This is a genomic window from Limosilactobacillus sp., from assembly GCF_022482365.1.
Lineage (GTDB): Bacteria > Bacillota > Bacilli > Lactobacillales > Lactobacillaceae > Limosilactobacillus.
This window is the reverse complement of the sequence record NZ_JAKVPE010000001.1, coordinates 1069221-1091730: the sequence shown is the minus strand read 5'-3', so window position 1 is coordinate 1091730 and position 22510 is coordinate 1069221. Positions and strand designations below refer to the sequence as shown.

19 protein-coding genes are annotated in these 22510 nt (G+C 56.1%); 12 read left to right on the top strand and 7 right to left on the bottom strand.

All coding sequences use genetic code 11. The features are described from left to right. Nucleotides 1-328: 328 nt before the first annotated feature. The 9 genes from efp to LKE23_RS05265 all read left to right on the top strand — a co-directional run bounded on the left by efp (nt 329) and on the right by LKE23_RS05265 (nt 9948). Nucleotides 329-886: an elongation factor P gene (gene efp, locus LKE23_RS05305; protein WP_267202630.1), complete on the top strand. Its 558-nt coding sequence runs from the start codon at nt 329-331 to the stop codon at nt 884-886. A 375-nt stretch (nt 887-1261) separates the two neighbouring features. Next, nucleotides 1262-2926: a TrkH family potassium uptake protein gene (locus tag LKE23_RS05300; protein ID WP_291976287.1), complete on the top strand. Its 1665-nt coding sequence runs from the start codon at nt 1262-1264 to the stop codon at nt 2924-2926. Further along, a complete protein-coding gene (locus tag LKE23_RS05295) occupies nt 2919-3587 on the top strand; it encodes a potassium channel family protein (protein WP_291976286.1) in 669 nt (222 codons plus the stop codon). The genes LKE23_RS05300 and LKE23_RS05295 overlap by 8 nt, the downstream gene beginning before the upstream one ends. A gap of 16 nt (nt 3588-3603) precedes the next feature. After that, nucleotides 3604-4296: a class I SAM-dependent methyltransferase gene (locus LKE23_RS05290; RefSeq protein WP_291976285.1), complete on the top strand. Its 693-nt coding sequence runs from the start codon at nt 3604-3606 to the stop codon at nt 4294-4296. A gap of 5 nt (nt 4297-4301) precedes the next feature. Next, nucleotides 4302-5129, top strand: coding sequence for an aldo/keto reductase (locus tag LKE23_RS05285; protein WP_291976284.1), 828 nt, complete (start codon nt 4302-4304; stop codon nt 5127-5129). A gap of 761 nt (nt 5130-5890) precedes the next feature. Continuing rightward, nucleotides 5891-6940 (top strand): lipoyl protein ligase domain-containing protein, encoded by a 1050-nt coding sequence (locus LKE23_RS05280; protein ID WP_291976282.1) that lies wholly within the window; start codon nt 5891-5893, stop codon nt 6938-6940. Next, nucleotides 6930-8111: a mandelate racemase/muconate lactonizing enzyme family protein gene (locus LKE23_RS05275; protein ID WP_291976281.1), complete on the top strand. Its 1182-nt coding sequence runs from the start codon at nt 6930-6932 to the stop codon at nt 8109-8111. Before LKE23_RS05280 ends, LKE23_RS05275 begins: the two co-directional genes overlap by 11 nt. Before the next feature lie 8 nt (nt 8112-8119). Beyond that, the gene (locus tag LKE23_RS05270; protein WP_291976280.1) at nt 8120-8980 is read left to right on the top strand and encodes a transporter substrate-binding domain-containing protein; all 861 of its coding nucleotides are present in this window, start codon (nt 8120-8122) and stop codon (nt 8978-8980) included. 251 nt (nt 8981-9231) lie between these two features. Then, nucleotides 9232-9948: an alpha/beta hydrolase gene (locus LKE23_RS05265; protein WP_291976279.1), complete on the top strand. Its 717-nt coding sequence runs from the start codon at nt 9232-9234 to the stop codon at nt 9946-9948. 48 nt (nt 9949-9996) lie between these two features. Here the strand turns inward: LKE23_RS05265 and LKE23_RS05260 are convergent, their stop codons facing one another. The 3 genes from LKE23_RS05260 to LKE23_RS05250 form a co-directional block, all read right to left on the bottom strand. Continuing rightward, nucleotides 9997-10434 (bottom strand): GNAT family N-acetyltransferase, encoded by a 438-nt coding sequence (locus tag LKE23_RS05260; protein WP_291976278.1) that lies wholly within the window; start codon nt 10432-10434, stop codon nt 9997-9999. Nucleotides 10435-10463: 29 nt separating this feature from the next. Continuing rightward, nucleotides 10464-11933 carry a ribosomal protection-like ABC-F family protein gene (gene abc-f / locus LKE23_RS05255; protein ID WP_291976277.1) on the bottom strand — a complete coding sequence of 490 codons (1470 nt, stop codon included), beginning with the start codon at nt 11931-11933 and terminating at the stop codon, nt 10464-10466. Between the two features lie 255 nt (nt 11934-12188). Next, nucleotides 12189-13136 (bottom strand): Dyp-type peroxidase, encoded by a 948-nt coding sequence (locus tag LKE23_RS05250; protein WP_291976276.1) that lies wholly within the window; start codon nt 13134-13136, stop codon nt 12189-12191. 227 nt (nt 13137-13363) lie between these two features. Between LKE23_RS05250 and LKE23_RS05245 the strand changes: the two genes are divergently transcribed. Together LKE23_RS05245 and LKE23_RS05240 are read left to right on the top strand one after the other, a co-directional pair. Beyond that, a complete protein-coding gene (locus tag LKE23_RS05245; protein ID WP_267200891.1) occupies nt 13364-14842 on the top strand; it encodes a YfcC family protein in 1479 nt (492 codons plus the stop codon). A gap of 15 nt (nt 14843-14857) precedes the next feature. After that, on the top strand, nt 14858-16192 hold the full coding sequence (locus LKE23_RS05240; protein ID WP_291976275.1) for a M20 family metallopeptidase: 1335 nt from the start codon (nt 14858-14860) through the stop codon (nt 16190-16192). 200 nt (nt 16193-16392) lie between these two features. On the opposite strand, the gene gtfA is transcribed toward LKE23_RS05240, so the two are convergent. The 4 genes from gtfA to LKE23_RS05220 all read right to left on the bottom strand — a co-directional run bounded on the left by gtfA (nt 16393) and on the right by LKE23_RS05220 (nt 21034). Next, complete coding sequence (gene gtfA, locus LKE23_RS05235) at nt 16393-17850, bottom strand: sucrose phosphorylase (protein ID WP_291976274.1); 1458 nt, start codon at nt 17848-17850, stop codon at nt 16393-16395. A gap of 27 nt (nt 17851-17877) precedes the next feature. Next, the gene (locus LKE23_RS05230) at nt 17878-19098 is read right to left on the bottom strand and encodes an MFS transporter (RefSeq protein WP_291976273.1); all 1221 of its coding nucleotides are present in this window, start codon (nt 19096-19098) and stop codon (nt 17878-17880) included. Nucleotides 19099-19350: 252 nt separating this feature from the next. Beyond that, nucleotides 19351-20193 carry an aldo/keto reductase gene (locus tag LKE23_RS05225; protein ID WP_291976272.1) on the bottom strand — a complete coding sequence of 281 codons (843 nt, stop codon included), beginning with the start codon at nt 20191-20193 and terminating at the stop codon, nt 19351-19353. Nucleotides 20194-20227: 34 nt separating this feature from the next. Beyond that, nucleotides 20228-21034, bottom strand: coding sequence for a serine hydrolase (locus tag LKE23_RS05220; RefSeq protein ID WP_291976271.1), 807 nt, complete (start codon nt 21032-21034; stop codon nt 20228-20230). A gap of 194 nt (nt 21035-21228) precedes the next feature. Here LKE23_RS05220 and LKE23_RS05215 point away from each other — a divergent pair, with 194 nt between their 5' ends. Further along, the gene (locus LKE23_RS05215) at nt 21229-22485 is read left to right on the top strand and encodes a D-alanyl-D-alanine carboxypeptidase family protein (protein WP_291976270.1); all 1257 of its coding nucleotides are present in this window, start codon (nt 21229-21231) and stop codon (nt 22483-22485) included. The last annotated feature ends 25 nt before the right edge of the window (nt 22486-22510 follow it).

Genomic DNA, 22510 nt, shown 5'->3' with positions numbered 1-22510 from the left:
TGTTATTGGCGAATACAAAAAAGGGCGCTTTTTCAAGTGCCCCGCCGGCTCGGTAAGAGGAGCTACCCCTATGCCAATTTGCACACCGGTTTTTTCATCATTGTGCCTACATTATACCACTACCGCTGTTTTATTTTAGTTGAAAATATAGTCACCAATCCCCCCGCAATAAGGCGTTTCCCGGCCAGATGTGATACAATAAATGGTGAATGCTGTCGTGAAGCAGCACACTAAAAACGGCCCCGGGTGCGGCCGAAGCAGTTGATCGCCTGACTGCTTAAAGTTCCGTGATGAACGCACTTACTTATGATACAAAGGAGATTTTGACATGATTCAAACGATCGATTTGAAAAAGGGTATGGTTTTTGAACGTGGCGGCAAGCTGCTCAAGGTTCTTCAAATCAACCACCACAAGCCAGGTAAGGGTAACACCCTGATGCAGATGGACATCCAGGATCTGCGGACCGGCTCCATTGTTCACACCACGATGCGTCCTTCCGAAAAGGTTGAACAGGTTAACGTTGACAAGCGTTCTGCTCAATACCTCTACGACGAAGGCGACAACGCCGTCTTCATGGACCTGGAGAGCTACGACCAATACACGCTGAGCCACGACCTGCTGGGTGACGACAAGAACTACCTGGTAGAAAACATGAAGGTCACTCTGAACTTCGTCAACGGCGACATCATCGGTGTTGACCTGCCAACCACGGTTGAAATGACGGTTGCCCACACTGAACCAATGATCAAGGGTGCAACCATCGATGGCGGTGGCAAGCCTGCTACTATGAACACCGGCCTGGTTGTCAACGTCCCAGCCTTCATCAAGGACGGCGACAAGCTGATCATCAACACCACTGATGGCAGCTACAAGTCACGGGCTTAATCGCGAACTGAATCACACACAAAACTCTCTACTTTCGGGTAGGGAGTTTTTTTGTTTTAAATTGCCTCTTTACAGAGTTGGGGATGATCATTGGTCGCTAAAGTTTAAAGCAAAAAAGTACCCCGCGGTAGGAAATCCTATCGCGGGGTACTTTTTTGCATTAAATCTTGATTTGTTCATTGACATTCGGTAGAAATTCAAATAAACTTATATTGTTTACTACGGGTATCAAACCGTAGTCTCCCTAAAATATTTGATCAAGAAGGCGCCCAGCTGTCTAACAGACGAGGGCGTCTTTTTGTTTGCCCTCAATGCTGGTTGCCTTTTCAGCAATTTAGCCCATAATATTTATAGTAGAAAAAAGGAGGAATCATCGTGCAATCAGCCATCCAATATCCATCGTCTTTGAGCGCCAGCCAGCAATCGCAGCTGACCGACGCGCTTTTCGCTCATCATCTCCTGATCGTCGGCCAGACGGGGAGTGGCAAGACCACCACCACTTTATCCCTGCTGAGCCAGCTTCAGCAACAGAACGAGACGGCAATCATCCTCGACCCGACCGGTGAGTATGCCAAGCTGCCCAACACCATCACCTACCGCTTCGGTGACAACGCCTACTTTGAAGCGGGGAAGCTCTCGGCCACCCAGCTGCTCCGGGCCCTTCAATTGCCAGTCGACCCGGTCATCCTGCAGAAGCTGCGTCAGGCCATCACCGACCTTCAGCTGCAGCACAACGTCATTAACCAGCCAGGGGTCTACCACCGGCGCAACCGGGCCATCCGTGACCACCAGCGTGCCCTGCGCCAGCTCGGTGACTGGGCCAGCGACTACCGCCTGCCGGACCTCTTCGACCAGCTGATCGAGGAGTTCGTCGTGCCCCGTACTGACGCCCAGGCGGACTACGCACTTCTCGGCCAGGTGGTGATCGCCGCCCTGATGGAGATTGGTGGCCTGGGCTTCATGACCTTTGCCGTCATGATGTCCCTGATGATTCGGCGGCGGAGGCGAATGTCGACCCGCTTGCTGACTCAGGAGGCCCTGAACCTCGACCACCTGTCGCAACTGAGCGTGGTCTACCTGATCATCCGCCTCTCGATTCTGATCCAGCTGATCGGCAGCGTCTTCTTGTTCTTTGATTTCTACCCGAAGTACGGGCTGACGCGGGCGATTTGGTACAGCCTCTTTCACGCCATCTCGGCCTTTTGCAACGCCGGCTTTGACCTCTTCGGCAACAGCATGGAGAATTACGCCAATGACCCCTACATGATCTGCGTCCTGGCGGTCTTGATCCTGGCCGGTTCCTTTGGTTTCCTGGTCTGGAAGGACATCTTGGGCTACCACAAGTACCACCACTTATCCCTGCACACCCAGCTGGCCCTGCGCACCGGGGCGGTCCTGATGATCACCTCAGTCATCGTCTACTTTTTGACCGAGCACAACCTGGCCCAGCTCAGTGGGCAGCTCTCGGCGCCGCAACGCTTTCTCAACACGATTTTCATGGCGATTACGCCGCGGACCGCGGGACTGATCACCTTTCCTTATAATAAACTGAGCGCGGCCGGGCTGAGCTTTACGATCCTATTGATGTTTATCGGCGGGACCCCCGGATCGACGGCCGGCGGGATCAAGACGACCACGGTCGGGCTCCTGGCCGTCCAGAGCATCGCCACGTTGCGTGGGCAGAAGGATACCGAGTTTGCCCACCGGCGCTTCACCCAGGAGAACGTCTACCGGGCGCTGACCCTGCTCTTCGTGGCCCTGCTGATCCTCTTCGTCGCCGTCCTCCTGCTGGTCGAAACCCAGGCCCTGCCGAAGCACGATTCGCTGTCCTACGTGACCTTCGAGGCCGTGGCGGCGTTCGGGACCACCGGGATTTCACTGGGGATCACGCCCCAGCTGAACTTCATCGGCCAGGTCATCATCATGATCCTGATGTTCATCGGGCGGGTCGGCATCTACACCGTCATGTTCTCGGTTTTCAACGCCCGGCCGAAGACGAAGAGCTATCGTTATCCGGAGGAGAGTGTTTTAATTGGCTAAAAAAGAAAGCTACGCCGTCATCGGCATCGGCCAGTTCGGCGCGTCAATCTGTGAGGCGCTGGTCGCGGCCGGCCAGGAGGTCCTGGCGATTGACATCAACGAAGAAGTCATCAATGAACTGGCCAACTCGGTCATGCGGGCCGTGGTCGCCGACGCCCAGGACGAGGACGCCCTGCGCGAACTCGACGTGGGCAGCTTCGACCACGTTTACATTTCGATCGGGCAGAACATCGAGGCCAGCATCATGGCAACCCTGATTGCCAAGGACCTCGGCGCCAAAGACGTGACCTGCCGGGCCGAAAACGCCAACCACGCCCGGGTGCTGGAGCGGGTCGGTGCCGACCGGGTCGTCCGGCCGGAGCACGACCTGGCCAAGCGGCTGATCTTCCAGCAGCTCAACCCGAGCGTCGTCGATTACGTCACCCTGAGCAAGGAAACGACCCTGGCCGAAGTGGTGATCGACAACCCGAAGTTCGTGGGCCGCAGCCTGGACGAGCTGGACTTTCGCAACAAGTTTCACGTCACCGTGATCATCATCGTCAGCGCCGACGACCAGGTCAACCAGATGCCCCAGGCCAACGACGTGATTCAGGAGGGCGACAAGGTCACCGTGGTCGGCAAGCTGGAGGACATCCAGCGCTTGAACGATATCGTCAGTTAATAAGGAAGCAATCATTATGAAACTACGTGGAATCAACGTTATTACCCTCTTGGCCGTGGACATCCTGCTGGTGGTCGGCGGCCTGATTTACAGCCTGATCAGCGCCCATTACTGGAACCTGCTCTGGGTTGTGCTGCTGGCCGCCTGGGGCCTGATCCTCACCCACACGATGACGGCCGGGCACCTGCGGGTTTGGCAGGGGATCATCGACCGCTTCGGCTTTGGCGGTCATGACCAGATCCTGGACCTCAGCGGCGGGCGGTTCAACGACCTGCTCCTGCTGGCCAAGAGCTTGACGGCCCCCGCCAAGGTTACCGGGACTGGCGACTGGCGCCAGGACGAAAAGGAGCTCCAGGGTCGGATTAACGCAGCCAAGGTGGCCGACCGGGTCAAGCTGGTCGACGCCGACGTCTTCAACCTGAACTTTGCGGACCGCTCCTTCGACTACGTCCTGGTCGACCTGGCCTTTCACAACATCGGCCCCGCCTTGGAGCGCGGCCGGGCGGTTCAGGAGGCCAGCCGGGTGCTGAAGGCCGACGGGACGCTGGTGATCGCCGACTGCGCCTACATTGATGAGTACCAGCGGGCACTGGGTAACCTCGGCTTCAACGACATTCGGGTGCTGTCGACCGGCTTCAACGGCTGGTGGGGCGGCCCCTGGACGACGACCAAGGTTTTAATTGCCAAGCGCTATCCGCGAAGGAGGTAGAAAAGATGAAGTATTTAACGATTAAGGGTGAAAAGCTCAGCCAGATTGGCCTCGGCGGGGCGGATCTGGGCCGCCAGCCCGAAAACGAGGCCGCCGCAATCCACTACGGCCTGACTCACGGGATCAACGTGGTCGACACGGCGGAGAGCTACCCGGGCAGCGAGAAGATCATCGGCTGGGCGATGCAGGGGCTCGACCGTTCGCAGACCTTCATTGTCTCCAAGGTCCTGCCGAGCCACGCCACGCCGGATCAGGAGCGGCGCAGCCTGGAAGCCAGCCTGAAGCAGCTGGGGACCGACTACCTGGACCTCTACCTCCTGCACTGGCGGGCCAACGCCGACCTTGCCCAGGCAGTGGCCGGCCTGGAGGGCCTCAAGCAGGAGGGGCTGATCCGCCACTGGGGCGTTTCCAACTTTGACGTGGCGGACATGGAGGACCTCCTGAAGGTGCCGGACGGTGGCCAGGTCTTTGCCAACGAGGACCTCTATAACATCGCAAGCCGCGGCGTCGAGTACGACCTGTTGCCGTGGCAGGCCCAGCGGGGGATTGGCTTCCTCGGCTACTCGCCGTTTCACGCGGTCGGCTGGAACTACCTTCACCCGACACTGGTCTTGCGCGAGATCGGGGCGGCTCACCACGCGACGCCATACCAGGTGATGCTGGCCTGGATCACCCGCAACAACAACGTCCTCAGCCTGCCCAAGGCCAGTTCCGTCGACCACGTCAAGGCCAATATCGCGGCTTTGGACCTGGAGCTGACGGATGACGAACTAAGGATGATCGATGAGGAATACCCGGCCCCGACGACCAAGGTGCCGCTGGAGAAAATTTAGACGAACGAAAAAACCACTCTTCTCGAAAATGAGTTGAGTGGTTTTAACATCCTTGAAGATCGGTACTTTATTGTCGTTATATAGCGGCTCATTTGTTGCTATTTTCACGATAGTCGAGTACCTTACCCAGCTTATTCGCTGGATAAAGAAAAAGGCCCGTTCCAAACGGTCCTAAATAGCCTACAAAAAGGGGTTGAGCGTTGCACCGCTTGCCCCTTTTTCAATTAATGTTATTATACTAAATAAAACGGGGGATGTAAAATGAAGTATCTTTTGCTAATTGCTATATATGGTTTAGCTGCTATATTTATAATTATAGGAATAAAGCAATGCAAAGCTTTATATCAAGAGATCAAGGACATGATTAAAAAGGGGTAATAGGTTTGCCACGAGCTAGGAAATATACGCCGGAAGAGGCTTACCAAAGAAAGCTAGAAAGCAATAAGCGTTACCAGGATAAACATAAAGAGGTTATTTACCGCAACCAGCTAAAAAGCAAGGCAAAGAACTTTATAACCAAAAAGGCCACGCGAGACGAATTGTTATATTTTCAAGATTTAATTACCGATAAATTGCATGAAAAAGAATAGTATTTTTACTATTCTTTTTTTCGTTAATCGAAGAGGTAAATGGTTACATCTTAAGTCCTAAAGTTATCTTTCATTTCTTTCGAGTGTAGTTGCTTTTATTTTGACAAAATAAAGCTACAATAAAAGCGATTGAGTCTAATAGTCGCCAATAAATGAAGTGGGGATGTTAAAGTGCTGTATATTGATACGGATAATGGACTGGACTACCTGGCCAACCCGCTGGTCCCGGAGGCCTTGCCCGAATTTTTGCAACGGGACCCGAAGTTTGCCCACGAGGAGCTGCTGTACTTCTACAGTCCGGCCCAGCCGGTGGTCATCCTCGGCCACTATCAGGACGTCTATCACGAGGTCAACCTCCAGTACCTCCGCGAGCACAAAATTGCCCTGGTGCGGCGCAATTCCGGCGGGGGTGCGGTCTTCGTCGATCCCGGCGACCTCACCTATGTCTACATCGATACCGCCCAGAAGGTCAAGACACCGAAGTTTGACCAGTACATCCGGCCAATCCTCAAGGCGCTGCGCCAGCTGGGGGTTGATGCCCAGCAGACCGGACGCAACGACCTGACTTACCAGGGGCAGAAGTTCTCGGGGATGTCCTTTGCTAACGTCGGCGACCGGGTTTCCTACGGTGGCACCCTGATGGTCAACGTCGACCTGGACCAGGCCAACCAGGTCCTGACACCACCGAAGTCGAAGCTGGAGGACAAGGGAATCGAATCCGTCCGCAGCCGGGTCACCAACCTCCTGCCACACTTCAACCGGCCGACGACGACCCGGGACCTGCGCGAGCTGATCCTCCAAAACGTCCGGGCGAATGATCCCGACTTTCATACCTACCAGCTGACGAAGGAGGAATGGCAGGCTGTCCTGGACCTGGGCAAGCGCAAGTACGGCGCCAAGACCTGGATCTACGGCAGCAGCCTCGCCAGTCACTACGTCGATCTTTACTTCCACGGCGTCGGCAGCGTGGGGATTGGCTTTGACCTTGACGCTAGCCGGCTAACCCACGTGAAGCTTTACGGCGACCTGATGTACCTCGACCAAAAGCGGGCCGACCAGATTGCCCGGGCGCTCGACGGGACGCAGCCGAATAAGGATCGGCTGGTTGCCATCCTTGAACAATTCAACTTTGACCAGAGCGTGACGTCCGGTGCCGCCACCCAGGTTGCCGATAAGTTGGTCGAAGAGGCCGCGAAGGGGGCGCCGGACAATGAAGATTAAGCAGGTCGACATTTACCAGCTGCACTGGCAGGGCCTCAGCCCGGTCTGGCACCCGGTCGTCGTCCGGCTGACGACCGACACGGGACTGACCGGCTTTGGCGAGGCCGGGACCGCCTATGGAATCGGTAGCGTCGGCACGGTTGGCGTCCTCCAGGAGCTGGCCCACCGCCTCATCGGGAGGGACCCCGCGCAGATCAGCCAAATTTGGCAGGACTTCTACCAGCATTCCTTCTGGGCCAAGGGCGGGGGCGTGGTTTTCTACTCCGCCGTCTCGGCGATCGACATCGCCCTCTGGGACCTCAAGGGAAAGGCGCTGGGCCAACCGGTCTACCAGCTGCTGGGCGGCAAGGTTCACGATCGGCTGCCTGCCTACGCCAGCCACATCGAATACGGCTGGGGGCCCTTCCCCCGCTACGTGACCGCGCCGGATGATTTCGCCCGCCTGGCCAAGCGGGTGGTTGGGCAGGGGTATTCGGGCATCAAGATTGATCCCCTGAACTTTGAGCGGGGCAAGACTTTCCTGCCGTTCCGCGGCCTGCTCGATTCGCACCAGCTGCAGGAGGCCTATGACCGGGTGGCGGCGATCAGAAAAGCGGCCGGGGAGCAGACCCGCCTCATTGTCGACTGCCACGCCAAGCTCGAGCCGGCAGCGGCGATCGCCCTGGCTCACAAGCTGGCGCCGCTGAACGTCTCCTACTTTGAGGAGCCGATCTCACCACAGAACGTGGCGGGCTTTGCGACGGTGGCCCAGCAATCTGGACTGCCGCTGGCCACGGGGGAGCGGCTGACCAACGCACTCAGTTTTGCCCCGCTGGTCGATTCGGGGAGCATTCAGGTGCTCCAGCCTGACCTGGGGAACTGCGGCGGCATCACGTCCGCCGTGCGGCTCATGGGCCTCGCCGCCGCCCACGAGCTGAGCATCCAGCTGCACGTGTGCGGTGGCCCGCTTGCCACCGCGGCGGCCCTGCAGTTCGAGGCCGCCTGTCCGCAGTTCTTGATTCACGAGGAGCACGAGGTCAACCGCAAGCCGGCCAACATTGCGTCCGGGCGCTACCACTACGCCCCCGTGGACGGCAGCTACGCGATCCCGGACCGGCCGGGGATTGGCCAGGAGCTGAGTGAGCAGGCAATGGAAGATGCACAAGTAACAACAATTAGGGAAGAGGAGTAATTGAAACTATGAAGTTACGTTGGAAAGCATTGTTGGGAATTGGTTTAATGTCACTGCTGACGCTGGGCCTTGCCGGCTGCTCAAACGGCAACCAGCGGAGCGAGGGCGTCAAGGGCAACAAGGAGATCGTGTTTGCGACGACCGGGGATGAACGAATGAGCTCCTACCACTCGCCGAAGACTCACAAGCTGATCGGCTACGAAGTCGAGATCGACAAGCAGATCGCCAAGGGCCTGCACCGGAAGGCCGTCTTTAAGGAAATGGCCGTGCCAGAGGAACTGACCGCCATCAAGACGGGGAAGGCCGATATGGCGGGGGAGTTTGCCTTATCCTCCGTCTACAAGAAGAACTACCTCTTCTCCAAGACGGTCAAGTATACTTACGGTGCCCTGCTAGTGCGGGCGGGCGACCAGTCCGGAATCCATTCCTGGAAGGACATCAAGGGCAAGCGCTCGGCTGGTGAGGCCGGGACCACCTACCAGAAGTGGGCTCAGTACATGGGCGCCAAGCTGGTCAACTACGACAACGCCTCCGGAATCTTGAACGACATTGCCAACGGGAAGGCCGACTTTGTGCCAAACGACAACTACGGCCTGCACATGAACGTCAAGTACTCGCCAGTTAAAGGCCTGGCCATTGCCAAGGGCCTTTACTACCGGACGAACCTGATGGGCCCCGGCGAGGGTTACCTGATCAACAAGAAGGATACCCAGCTGCAGAAGGAGGTCAATCAACAGCTGACCAAGCTGAAGAAGAACGGCACCCTGAAGCGGATCTTTATTAAGTACTACGGCGTTGACCTGTCGAAGCCAAGCAACGCCCACATCAAGTACTTCCACGTACCAGCAAAGTACAAGGGATTGCAATAATTGAGTAAAAACGGGCTGGAGTTAATTCAGCCTCCTCGCTGTTGTATAAGCTGTGAATTTTACAACGCGGTAGCTGGCTGGATCCTGAACGTTGATAAATCAACGCCCACCAGGATAGGCTAGCTTCGCGTCGGGACACCTAGCCAGCCTCGCGGGGGTGGGAAGACGAACTCGCAAGCGAGTTCTGTCCCACCGCCTTTTAATTCGGCGTACAATTAACGGTAAAACCAATTGAGAAGGGAATTTATCAAATGAAAATTACTAATGTTAAGCTCCCCCAGCCCGACTCCTCGCTCGACATCTACCAGAGCAACAGCGACGTGGACCTGCCGGCGGTCGTGATCATCCCCGGTGGCAGCTACAAGCAGATCAAGGAGCGCGACTCGGAGCGGGTGGCCTTGACCTTTGCCACCCACGCCTTCCAGTCCTTCGTCGTCCGCTACCCGATCCTGGAACACCGGGACTACCAGCAGGCCCAGCTGGCGATCGCCCAGGCCTTCGACTACATCGTGGACCACGCGGCCGCACTGCGCGTCGACACCGCCAAACTAGGGATCATCGGATTCTCCGCCGGCGGGCAACTGGCCGCGGCCTACAGCAATCGTCCGGAGACGAAAGCCAAGTTCGCGGCCCTCGGCTATCCGGTGATCAAGCCGACGATCGACGACCGGATGAAAGTCCAGACGGAAGACGTTAGCCGGCTGGTGACCGCCACCACCCCGGCGACCTTCTTGTGGGGCTCGATCAACGACGGCCTGACCCCGTTTCTGGACCACGTTAACGCCTACGCGGTGGCCCTGGCCAAGCAGAGGGTGCCGTTTGAGCTGCACGAGTTCGGGACCGGCAACCACGGGATCGCCCTGGCCAACAAGTACACGGGGATCGTCAACCGTGACCGGGTCGACCGTCACATGTCCCGCTGGTTCCCGCTCTTTTTGGAATGGCTGGATGAACTGAATTTGCGCTAAAGTAAAAATTGCACCCGATAAATCTGCGGATTTGTCGGGTGCAGTTTTTTAAAGTGCCGGGTGAACCATCTTGATGTGGGGCGAGCCGGCGTGGGTGTATGGTTTGCCGACCGTGGTGAAGCCAAACTTTCGATAATAGCCTTCGACCGGCACCTGGGCGTCGATCTCGATTTCATTTCCCGGGAAATAATCCTTGATGGCCTCCATGATCTCCTGGAGCAATTCGTTGCCTAGTCCCTGGCCACGAAAGGCGGGAGCGGTGACCACCCGGCCGAAGGTGACCACGCCGGGCGCCTTCAAAAAGACCCGGGCGTAGGCGGCCAGTTGGCCATTGAGTTCGTCATAGACGTGGACGGCCTTCAAGTCGTTGTCGTCGACGTCATTAACGATCCGCTCCTGGTCGACGATGAAAACCGCGCTGCGCAGCTTGTAGATTTCAAATAGTTTCTTGGTGGTTAACTCATCAAACGTTTCTCGTTGCCACATAATTAGTGCCTTCTTTGATTGGGATTACCTTAGATTGTAACGCGTTTCGTGGCGATTTCGTCAATAAAGTGCCGGTCGTGCTCGATAATCAGCATCGCCGGCCTTTCCCTTTTGATGAGTTGGATCAGCTGGTCCTGGTTGTAGGTATCGAGGTAGTTGAGCGGCTCGTCCCAGAGGTAGAGCTGGGCGGGAGTCAGAAGCGACCGGGCCAGTTCGACCTTCTTTTGCTGGCCCATGCTTAACTGGTCGAGCGGGGTCGTGAAGCTGGAGCGCTCCATCCCCAGCTTGCGCAGCATGTTGAGCAGCTGGTCTTCTTCCAGCCGGTTGTCCTGGGCGAACTGCTTCAGGTTGCCGTGAAAGTCGGCGTAGTCCTGGCGCACCAGGCTGATCGTCGCGTTGTGGGCAATCGTAATCGTCCCGCTGACCTGGCCCTTAAACCGGCCCAGGATCGCCTTGAAGAGGCTGGACTTGCCGGTGCCATTGTCGCCGCAGAGGACGACCTGCTCGCCCTGCTTGACGGTCAGGGAAAGCTGGTCAAAGAGTCGGCGGCCGGGCAGGTCGAGGCTAACGTCGTCGAGGGTTAAGAGCGGCGACTGGTGGCTGGGTTGCTGGTTGATCGTCAGCGGGACGATGGTTTCGACCTCCTGGAGCAGGCCGGTCTTCTCGTCGGCGGCTTTGTCCAGCCGCCGGGCCATCGCCGTTGACTTCTTCATCATCCGGGCGGCCTTGGCCCCGATGAAGCCCTTGTCGGCGTGGGAGTTATGCTTCTTTTCACCCTCGGCGCGCTGGGCCCACTGGAGCCGCTGCTGCTTGGCGGCCTTGAGGTTCTTGATGTCGGCGTGCAGCTGCTCGTTCGTGCTGATCGCCTCCTGGTCGCGGCGCTGCTTTTGGGCGAAGTAGGTCGAGTAGTTGCCCCGCTCCAGGACCAGCTGGTGGCGTTCAATCACTAGGGTGTGGTCGATCACCCGGTCGAGGAAGTCCTGGTCGTGGCTGGTGATGATGAATCCCTGGCGCTTGCCCCGCAGGTAGTCGGCGATCTGCTGGCGGCCGTGCTGGTCCAGGTGGTTGGTCGGCTCGTCTAAGAGGGGAAAACTGGCCGGATCGGCGAAGAGGGCCGCCAGCAGGACCTTAGTTTGTTCGCCGCCGGAAAGGGTGCCAAAGGGCTGCCAGAGAAGGGCCGGGTCGACGCCCATCAGGTTGAGTTCCCGTTCCACCTGCCACTGCTCCAGCTGGGGTGCGTCCGCGTTAATGGCGTTCCAGGCGAAGTCAGTCGGGTCGGCAATCTCCTGGGGAAAGTAAGCGAAATTCAGGTTGGTGGTGATTTGGCCCTGGTAGTCGCGGTTGCCAAGGAGAATCTGCATCAGGGTCGTCTTGCCCCGGCCGTTGCGGCCCAGCAGGCCCAGCTTCCAGGAGCCGTCGATGTCGATCTGGCTGTGGTCAAAGAGCGGATCCTTACCGGGGTAGGCGAAGGTCAGCTGCCGAATTGAAATGTTTCCCATTGTTGTCTCACATTCCTTTCTGGATTGGAACACGAAAAAGGGCCTACCACCCCGGGTAGACCCTTTTTTGATACTGAAAACAACCGGCCAATGCCAGTCGCCGTGATCAAGATTAAGCTGTAATTCTACCCAGAGCACCCCTTGTCGTGTCGATTAACAAATGATGCTTTAACTTGTGTAGAATTAGAACTTCAATGCTTGATCCCTCCGTAAATTAACTATCAGTAGCATAGCAAGCCGCCGGATCCTTGTCAACTACTTGTTCAATTCGCCATCCGCAATCTTTTCTAGAAGCGGCCGGGACGGGATGAAGAAGAGCTGGCCGGACAAGATGTCGGAGAAGGAGAGCAGGTAATCGTGCTTTTCTACCATGTTTTCCAGCATCTTCTTGGTGACCTTCCAGTAACGGGAATAACCGATGAAGTAGGTCCCGGTGATGCCGGAGGCCGGGTCAGAATACGGCACGTTCATCCGGACGATCTTCTGTTCCACGCCGTTGATCTTGGCCTGGGAGGCAACGTTGTGGGCGTTCTTGAACTTCTCCTGGTCCTCCAGCTCCAGGTCGCTGAACTTCTTCCGGCCCACGGCCTTTTCCTGATCCTCGGTGGTCAGCTTGTCCCAGATGTCCATGTGGTGGCGCCACTTCTGGGCAAAAGCGTAGGAGCCGTTTTCAAAGAACGGGTCCTCGTCGCCAACGATGGCGTAGTCCGCGGCGTCCTCGACCTGCGGAGCCTCGGTGCCATCGATGAAGCCGATGATCGCCCGGCCCTCGAAGTAACGGAAGCCCTTGGTCTCGTCAACGACGGTCGTGTAGTCCTTCAAGAAGAGCATGCACTGGGAGACCATCTCGTAGACGACGGCCTCGTCGTTGGCCCGAATGTGGAGGAAGATGTCACCCTTTGTGGCCGGCATCGAATACTTGTCGCCGGAAATGGTCTGGTAGGGTTCCAGTTCCTTTGGCTTTGGGGCGTCCGGGAAGAGGTAGTCCCAGGCAGCACTGCTGAAGCCCAGGGAGGCCTTTAAGTTCCCCTTGTTGTCCCGGATCCGCAGTGACCGGATGATCGCCTGGTAGCGGTCGACGAACTCTTGGATGGCCTCCTGCTCCTTTGCTTGGTCCTCCCGGTTGAGTTCGAGCACCGTAAATTGAACGTGTTCACCGGCGTCCTTCCAGACGTCCTGTGCTTGACTTGGATTCATTGCCATAATAAAGATCTCCTCTCACATCACAAAAATTCCAATAACATTATAATTATAACATTTTTGGTTGAAAACCAGGTGAATTAGTACCGGTAATATGTTCAATTAGTGTTGAAGCCGCTTCCAAATCAAGTTACAATTATATTGTGAAATTATTTGCTTGATTTTGCTGCACTAATTTTAGATTTGGGGTGAGGATTTTGCCAGAAGCAAAGAAAAAGCACCGGTTCCATATGCCGACTGCTTATACGATTCTGTTTATTATCATTGTCATTATTGCCATCCTGACCTGGATTATTCCGGCCGGGACCTACGCCACGGATAAGGCCGGGAACATCATTTCCGGGACCTACAAGGCCGTTTCCAGCAAGCCACAGGGGATCTGGGACGTCTTCATGGCACCGGTCATCGGGATGGTCGGGGACAAGAAGACCGAGGGTGCGATCTCGGTTTCCCTGTTCATCCTGGTCATTGGGGGCTTCTTGGGGGTCGTCAATAAGACCGACGCCTTGAACGAAGGGATCAGTTCGATTGTTCGCCGCTACAAGGGCCGCGAAAAGCAACTGATTCCAATCCTGATGATCCTGTTTGCCATCGGGGGATCGACTTACGGGATGGGTGAAGAAACGATCGCCTTCTACCCGTTGCTGATTCCGGTTATGATGGGGGTCGGCTTCGACTCACTGGTTGCCGTTGCCATCGCCCTGGTCGGAACCCAGGTTGGGTGCCTGGCCTCGACCGTGAACCCATTTGCCACCGGGGTTGCATCACAGACCCTGAACATCTCGCCAGGTGACGGGCTGGGCTCGCGGCTCCTCCTGTTGATCATCACGACCGCCGTCAGCATCATCTACGTCTACCACTACGCCTCCGTCATCCAGAAGGACCCGACCAAGTCACTGATTTACGACCAGCGGGCCGAGGATGAGAAGCGGTTCGAGATCAAGACGCGGACCGACGACGAGCACCAGATGACCGGTCGGCAAAAGGCCGTGCTCTGGCTCTTCGGTGCGACCTTCGTCATCATGATCCTCGGGCTGGTTCCGTGGACCAACCTGAACGCCCACTGGAACTTCTTTGACAAGTTCACCAAGTGGCTGACCGGGATTCCGTTCCTGGGCAACCTGGTCGGTCATGATATTGCCCCACTGGGGACCTGGTACTTCAACGAAATCACCATGCTCTTCCTCTTCATGTCCGTTCTGATCATGTGGGTCTACCACATGACGGAAGGCGAGTTCATGGACGCCTTCATGAAGGGGATGGCCGACTTCCTGAGCGTTGCCATCATCGTTGCTGTTGCTCGTGGGATTCAGGTCATCATGAACAACGGGATGATCACCGGGACCGTTCTGCACTGGGGTGAAACGGGCCTGCGGGGACTCTCCCAGAGCGTCTTCATCATCCTGACCTACATCTTCTACATTCCAATGTCCTTCCTGATTCCGTCGACCTCTGGTTTGGCCGCCGCGACGATGGGGATTATCGGACCACTGGGCCATTTCGCCCACGTCTCCGGTAGTCTGGTCATCACCGCTTACCAGGCCGCTTCCGGTTGGGTTAACCTAATCACGCCGACCTCCGGGGTTGTCATGGGTGCCTTAGCGATCGCTCACGTCAACGTCAGCGTTTGGTGGAAGTGGATGCTGAAATTGATGATCTACCTCTTTATTGTTACCTGTGTATTCTTAGGCGTTGCCGCCGTATTATAAAAGGAATGAGTAAACATGACACAATTGGTAAACGAACAAGAGCAACAAGAAGCCGTTAAGACCTTGGAACGGTTGATTTCCGTGCCGTCTTACAACCAGCCGGCAGAGGATGGGGCACCATTTGGCCGGGGGATCCGCAACGCCCTCGACGAAATGATGAAGATCTGCGACGAGCTGGGCTTTAAGACCTACGAGGATCCGGACGGCTACTACGGCTATGCCGAGGTTGGTGAGGGCGAGAAGGTCTTCGGGGTGATCTGCCACCTCGACACCGTCCCGGCCGGTGATCCCGCTACCTGGGACCACGACCCATTCAAGGGCACCGTCATCAACAACGCCATTTACGGCCGGGGCTCCCAGGACGACAAGGGACCTGGCATCGCGGCCCTCTACGCCGTCAAGGCCTTAATGGACGCCGGCTACCACTTCAACCAGCGGATCCGCTTCATCTACGGGACCGACGAGGAAATCCTCTGGCGGGGGATTGCCCAGTACAACAAGAAGGAATCCCAGATCGACAGCGGGATTTCACCGGACGCCGAGTTCCCACTGATCTACGCCGAAAAGGGCCTGGAGCAGGCTTACCTGGTGGGCCCGGGCACCGACAAGCTGCACATCAGCCTGAAGAATGCTTTCAACGCCGTTCCTGACAAGGCCGTTTACGATGGCCCGAAGCAGGACGAGGTCAAGGCCGCCCTCGACCGGCACAACTTCAAGTACACCAGTGATGACAAATCCATCACGGTGATTGGGAAGTCCGTTCACGCTATGCTGGCGCCGGAGGGAACCAACGCCGTTCTGCGGCTGGCGATCGCCCTGGACGAGGTCTTTGACTTCAAGCCGCTGGACTTCTTCGGCAAGCTCTTCAAGGAGGACGCCACCGGGACCAACGTGCTGGGGGACGTCAAGGACGAGTCTGGTCACCTGACCTTCAACATCTCTAGCCTGGAGATCAACGAGAAGGAGACCCGGATGCAGATCGACCTGCGGATTCCGGTCACCGTTGACCGCGACAAGCTGCTAGACAAGCTGAACGAAAACGTGGCACCATACGAGCTCAAATACGCCCCGTTTGACTACGTGGCGCCGCTTTACGTGCCAAAGGACAGCAAGTTGATTCAGACCCTGATGGAAGTCTACAAGGACCAGACCGGCGACACCACGGCCACCCCACAGATCTCAGGTGGGGCGACCTTTGCCCGGACCATGCACAACTGCGTGGCCTTCGGGGGGATGCTGCCGACAACGCCGGATTATATGCACCAGGCCAACGAACAGTGGCCACTGCCGGACATGTTCAAGGCCATGGAGATTTTTGCTCAGGCAATCAAGAAGCTCTGCGTGGACTAAGCAAGACACACAAATATAGCAAAAGGACGAGCACTTTTGATGGTGTCCGTCCTTTTTGGATTGGGGTAATAAAACAGCCCCTGCCTGGGCGGCAAGGGCTGAAAACCAATCTTGGTGGTTTTAATTTAACAAGCTTTGTGAATTGAATTGAGAGAGATTGTATATGGGTGCTTGTTAATTATGGAAACGTGATTGAGAAATTACTTTTGAGCGAAGACCTCGTCACCGTTAGCGGTAATGGTGAAGGTCTTGTTAGCTGCGTCGGCGTCCAGGACAGCGACGTTTGCGCCGTCCTTGTCGGTCCGGGTGATCTTGATGGTCGTGTCGGTTGGCGTTTCTACCTTGATGGAGCCATCCAGGTCAAAGGCAGCGAACTTGTTCCGCCAGGACAAAAGCTTCAGCAGGTTAGCAACGACTGGACGTTGAACTTCCTTGGCCACTTCTTCCTTAGTGTAGTAGTGACGGTTGATGTTCCGACCTTCCTTGGTCTTTTCGAGGAGTTCCAGGTCGTTGGAGCCGGCCAGCAGACCAACGTAGTAAACCATTGGGATACCAGGGGCAAAGATCTGGAATGCCCGGGCCATCAGGTAGGCGCGATCGTCGTCACCGAGGGCGGAGTAGAAGGTGGTGTTGATCTGGTAGATGTCCAGGTTGTGGTATTCAGCACTGGAGTACTTCTTCTTAACGTTGGCACCAACCTTGTAGAGTTCCTTGGAAGTGTAGTCGATCTCGTCGTCGGTCAGGATGTCCTTGGCGTCGACAACCCCGATCCCGTCGTGGGTGTCCAGGGTGGTGAACTGCTTCATTGGGCTCATCTTCAGCCAGTTGGCCAGGCGGTTGGTTTTACCGGAGTACAGGGTGTACAGGGTGGTCATTGGCAGCACGAAGTCGTAGATGAAGTAGCCGTGGTTTGAGATCTTTTGTGGCATCGTGTAGTGTTCGTGGATTTCTGGCAGGATTTCAGCCTTGTAAGGGGCCAGGATCTTGCGAACGTCTTCGAGCAGGTCCCAGATTTCTGGTTCAACAAAGAAGTCGTTGGTGTCGGCCTTCTTAATGGCGTAGGCAAAGGCGTCCAGCCGGATCAGGTCGGCACCGTGCTTAACCATGCTGGTCAGGGTTTCCTTGAAGAATTCGTTGGCCACCTTGGACTTGACGTTGATGTCGATCTGTTCTTCACCGAACGTGTTCCAGAGGTGTTCCTTGGTACCGTCGTCGAAGTCGATTTCCTGTTCAGGAGCACGGTCCTTCCGCTTGTAGATCAGGTCAATGTCCTTTTGGGTCGGACGACCCTTCCCAGCAGCTTCCCAGAACTTTTCCCAACGAATGAAGAAGTCGCTGTACTTGGAAGCGTCGTGGTTCTTCTTGAAGTCTTGGTACATCACGGACTTCTTGGAGATATGGTTGATCATGAAGTCAAACATCAGGTAGTAGTCCTTGCCCAGGGCTTCGACATCGTCCCAGTCACCGAATGCGGAGTCAACAACGTCGTAACGGTATGGAGCAAAACCACGGTCACCGGTTGATGGGAAGAATGGCAGCAGGTGCACACCGCCAATGGCGTCACCGATGTATTCCTTCAAGACTTCATGGGTTTCCTTAATGTTCTTGGCCATGGAGTCAGAATAGGTGATTAACATTGCTTTGTTTTGAATAGGCATGGTAGAAAACCTCCAAATAAATTAAATCTAATGTTGAGCAGAACGACGAGTTGCAACAAAAATGATCAGGGCGATGATCAGCAGCACGATCCCGTAGATCGGGAACGGTGCGGCCAGCCCCATCCCGGCCAGCGGTTGGCCCAGCAGATGGTTGGTCCACTCGGCAATCGTTGGCGAGAAGAAGGAGCCGAAGTTAAAGCCGATCAGGCACAAGGACGTTACCAGCGGCTGCCGGTTGGCCGGCGCCAGGTCTGGCAAAAGGTTGAAGATCAGCGGCGAAACCAGCTGCAGCGGGAAGCCAATCAGCAGGAGCCCGATGACCATCAGGATGAAGTTGTGGCCGGCAAAACCAAACAGGAAGTTCGACAATGCCATCAGGCCGAGGCCCAGGTAGACGGTCCCGAAGCCGAGGCGCTTTTGGATCGCCCCGTAGCAGATCCCACCCAGCGTGGCCCCGATCAGCATCAGTGACAAGAACATCGAGGAACCGGTGTAGTGGCTGCCCTTAATTGTGACGGCCAGACCAGGGAAGCGGTTCTCCATTCCAACATAGTCGACAACCAGCAGAAATGCAAAGAAAACGAGCAGGTAGACGACCGGACTGATCTTGGTGATCTCCTTGGTCTCATCTTCCCCCAGTTCATCCGCCAGGCTATCTTCATCGATGTCAATGTCCTCAGAGGCCGTATCCTCTGGAACCCGCATTGCGAAGAAGACCAGGACGATGAAGGCCAGGGCGTAAACCAGGAAGGACGCATGCCAGCCGGCCACGCTCAGGATCAACCCGGCAATCGACAGGGTGCAGGCCTGACCGATCTGTTCGGCCGCGGCCCGCCAGCCCAGCATTTGCGCCCGCTCACTGCCGTCGTACCAGACGGAAATCAGCGAGATCGCCTGCGAGTTGTAGAGCCCGAAACCGGCCCCGAGGACCAGTCGCGAGATCAGGATCGTCAGGTAGTTGTTGACGAAGAAGGGAACTAGCCCGGCGACACCGACGATGCCCACCCCGGCCATGATGATCTTCTTGTCAGAAATGTGGAACCATTCCTGAATCAATGGGGAGAGAACCACGAAGATCATGACGGCAAAGGATGGGGTGGTGACCAGGTATTCCGACTGCGTCTGGCTGATACCCAGCGCCGCCTTCAACTGGGGCAAGGACCCCTGGATGGCGTAGGCACTCGTAATCACGAAGGAGACGGAGAGGAACGCCAGCTTAGTAACCATAGAATGTTTAGTATTAGTCATAAATTATCAATTACTCTTTCTTTCCTTGAACTCTAGATTGATAAACGTTTATCATTTTGAATCCGTGATTAATATACTATGTCCAAAGTAAAATGTCAAACGTTTATCAAAAGAATTTGAAAACATTTCCATTGCCAGTTTTTCGGTACTTTTTGAAAACGCAATGTAAGCTTGCTGAGCGCGGGATGCAGCCGACTTCGTGAAAGAATGCATTAAAAAAACGACCGCCGTTTGGCAGTCGTTTTTTCTTCTCTAGTATTGCCGATCATACTCGTAGGTCAGCTCCGGCTCGCGGCCGGTCCGCTGGTACTTGTTGAGGGCGTCGATCTGGGCCATCTCGTCAGCGGTGAGCGTGAAGTCGTAGATGGCGGCGTTTTGCTGGATGCGGGCGGCGTGGACCGACTTCGGAATGAAGGAGACGCCGTTCTGCAGGTGCCAGCGCAGGATGACCTGGGCCGGCGACTTGTGGTGGGCAGCCGCAATCTGCTTTAAGACTTCCTCACCCAGCACGGCACCGCGGCCGAGGGGACTCCAGGCCTGGGTGACGATTTGCTGGTCGCGATTGAACTTCAGCAATGGCTTTTGGGTCAGCAGGGGATGGAGCTCGATCTGATCAACCACCGGCATCTCGTGGGCCTTGGTGGCCAGGTACTGGAGGTGGATCATCTGGTAGTTGCTGACGCCGATGGACCGGGTCAGCCCGGCCTTCTTCATGTCCTCGAAGGCCCGCCAGGTTTCAAAGAAGGCCCGTTCGATCGGCCAGTGAACCAGGAGCAGGTCGACGTGGTCCATCTGCAGCTTCTTCAGCGATTCCTTGACCGAGGCGATGGCTTGATCGTAGCCCTGGTTGCCCTCGGCCACCTTGGTCGTGACGAAGATCTGGTCACGTGGGATCCCCAGTTGCTTGAAGGCGGTCCCGACCTCCTGCTCGTTGCCATAGAGCTGGGCGGTGTCGAAGAGCCGGTAGCCGGCGTCATAGGCACTCTTGATTGATGCGTTCATTGTTTCCTGACCGTCGACCTTGTAGAGCCCGAAGCCTTCCTGGGGCATCCGGTTGCCATCGGCGAGGTCAAGATAGTTGGTTTTAATATCCATCACTGACACTTCCTTTGCTGCTATTCTACCACGGCTACTTCATCAGCGGCTTAGTGACCCGGGCCAGCTGCTCGATCGTCTGCTGACCGGTAACCATGCTGTCGTTGTTGTCGGTGTAAATGGCAATCGTGTAGTCCGTCCCGTTGTCGTTCTTGACGTAGCCGATACTGTTGACGATCCAATTATCGCTGCCGTAGGAGAGCCAACCGTTCTTGATGGCGTAGTGCTTGCTGCCGGCGGAAATCCCCCAGGCCTGGTCGGATTCGACGTTGCTCATCATGCTGCGGATCAGGGTCCGGTCCTGGCTGGTGAGGATCTTAGAACTATAGAAGATGTTGTTGAGCAGCTTGATCTGGTCGGCAGGGGTAGTGGTGGTGAGTCCCCAGGTTTGGCTGGCAACCGAGTCCTTCATGCCGAACTTGTCGAAGGTCGCCTGCAGCCCGGCCTTGCCACCCAGGTACTTGGTGAATAACTCGGTCGTGGCGTCATTATCACTCTGTTCGATCATCGCCTTGGCGAGGGCCTCCTGGGTACTGGTCAACGGCGCGTGCTGTTTGGCCAAAATTCCCGCCAGGATGCTGACTTTAACGGTGCTGGCTGTGTGGAACTTATGGTTGGGTGCGTTGGTGGACTGGTAGGTCTTGTGACTCTTTGGTGAATAAACGGCGATGCTGACCCGGTCGCTGGAGGTGTAGACGACCTTGTTCCAGCTTGATTTGAGCCGGGCGTCCAGTGACGTAAAATGGTGGATGCCGATGAAGGCCGCTAAAATGATGATGATCAGCAGAATTAGTCGGCCTCGTTTACGGTGACGACGAGTTCGCTGTGGAACGCGCTGCATGAATGATACCCCTCTCTAAAACGTTATACAGATTTATCATACTTGGGAATGGGGGAAAAATAAACCATTCTCGCGGATAATTCTATAGTAGCAACGGAATTTAACTTGAAAGTAAAGCAATTTTCACTGATAATTCATAATTAGAGGTTTATTCTGTTTAATTGGGAAAAAATAAAACGTGAAGGGACAGCGATATGCATAAATTAGGTCGTAAGTTATTTTATCTATTCTTAGTGGTTCTCACCATTAGTCTGAATCTGGACGGACTGGTCAAGTCGGCGAGTGCCAGCACCGACTCCTTCTACCACATGGATGCCCGGGCAGCGTACGCCATTGACGCCGACACCGGCCAGGTCCTCTACCAGAAGAATGCCAACAAGACCTACCCGATCGCTTCTCTGACCAAGATCTTGACCCTGGCGGTGATCGAGCAGGACATCCGTGATCACAAGCTGAGTTGGAACCAAAAGATCAAGATTACACCAGCGGTCGCCAAGGTGGCCAACGACTGGCACTTCTCCAACGTCCAGCTGAATACCGGCGAGAGCTACACGGTCCGTCAGCTGGCCGAGTCAATGATGATCGTTTCGGCAGACGGCAGTACCGAGGCCTTGGCCCTGGCCGACGCCGGCAGCACCGCCGCCTTTAACAAGAAGATGCAGGCGATGGCACGCAAGGCCGGGGTCACCGATGCCAAGATCTACAACATGATCGGCCTGCCGAACAAGGACCTGGGCAAGAATAAACTGAAGGGCGTCGACGGGGATGCCGAAAATAAGCTGTCGGCCAAGGATCTGGCGCTGATTTCCCAGTACATGATCAAGCACTATCCGGAGACGCTGAAGATCACCAAGAAGAAGTTCGCCAACTTCAAGATCACCGAAGGCCAGGAGTACCAGATGGTCAACATCAACGCCCTCCTGCCACAGAACGGCTACGCACCGAAGGATTGGGAGATCGATGGCCTGAAGACCGGGAATACCGACGCGGCCGGCAAGTGCATCGTGACCACCGGGACCTACATGGGCCACCGGGTCATCCTGGTGGGCCTGCACACCAAGGGCGACTGGAACAACCAGTCCAAGATGCAAAAAGAATTTTACGAAAAGCTGGCGGCTTCCTACCAGCCAGCGGAACTGCAAAATATTCAGCAGCTATCTAAGCGCGTCCAGCGCACCCGGATCGTTCATGCCAAGAAGCACCGGACCGTTTCCCTGGCGCTGGCCAAAAAGTCGACCTGGATTTGGGTGCCGCGCAACACCACCTGGAAGCAGACTCATCCCACGGTTGTGATTAAGCGCAGCAAGCAGTCACTCACGGGGCGGCTCGAGGCTCCCGTGAAGAAGGGCCAGCGGGTCGGCTACCTGAATCTCCAGCTGTCGGGCCTGCCGGAAATGCAGGTGCCGATCAAGGTCACGCAGACGATTGCCAGTCGGGGCTTCTGGAAATAGCAATAAAACAACCGCCATTAGCAGT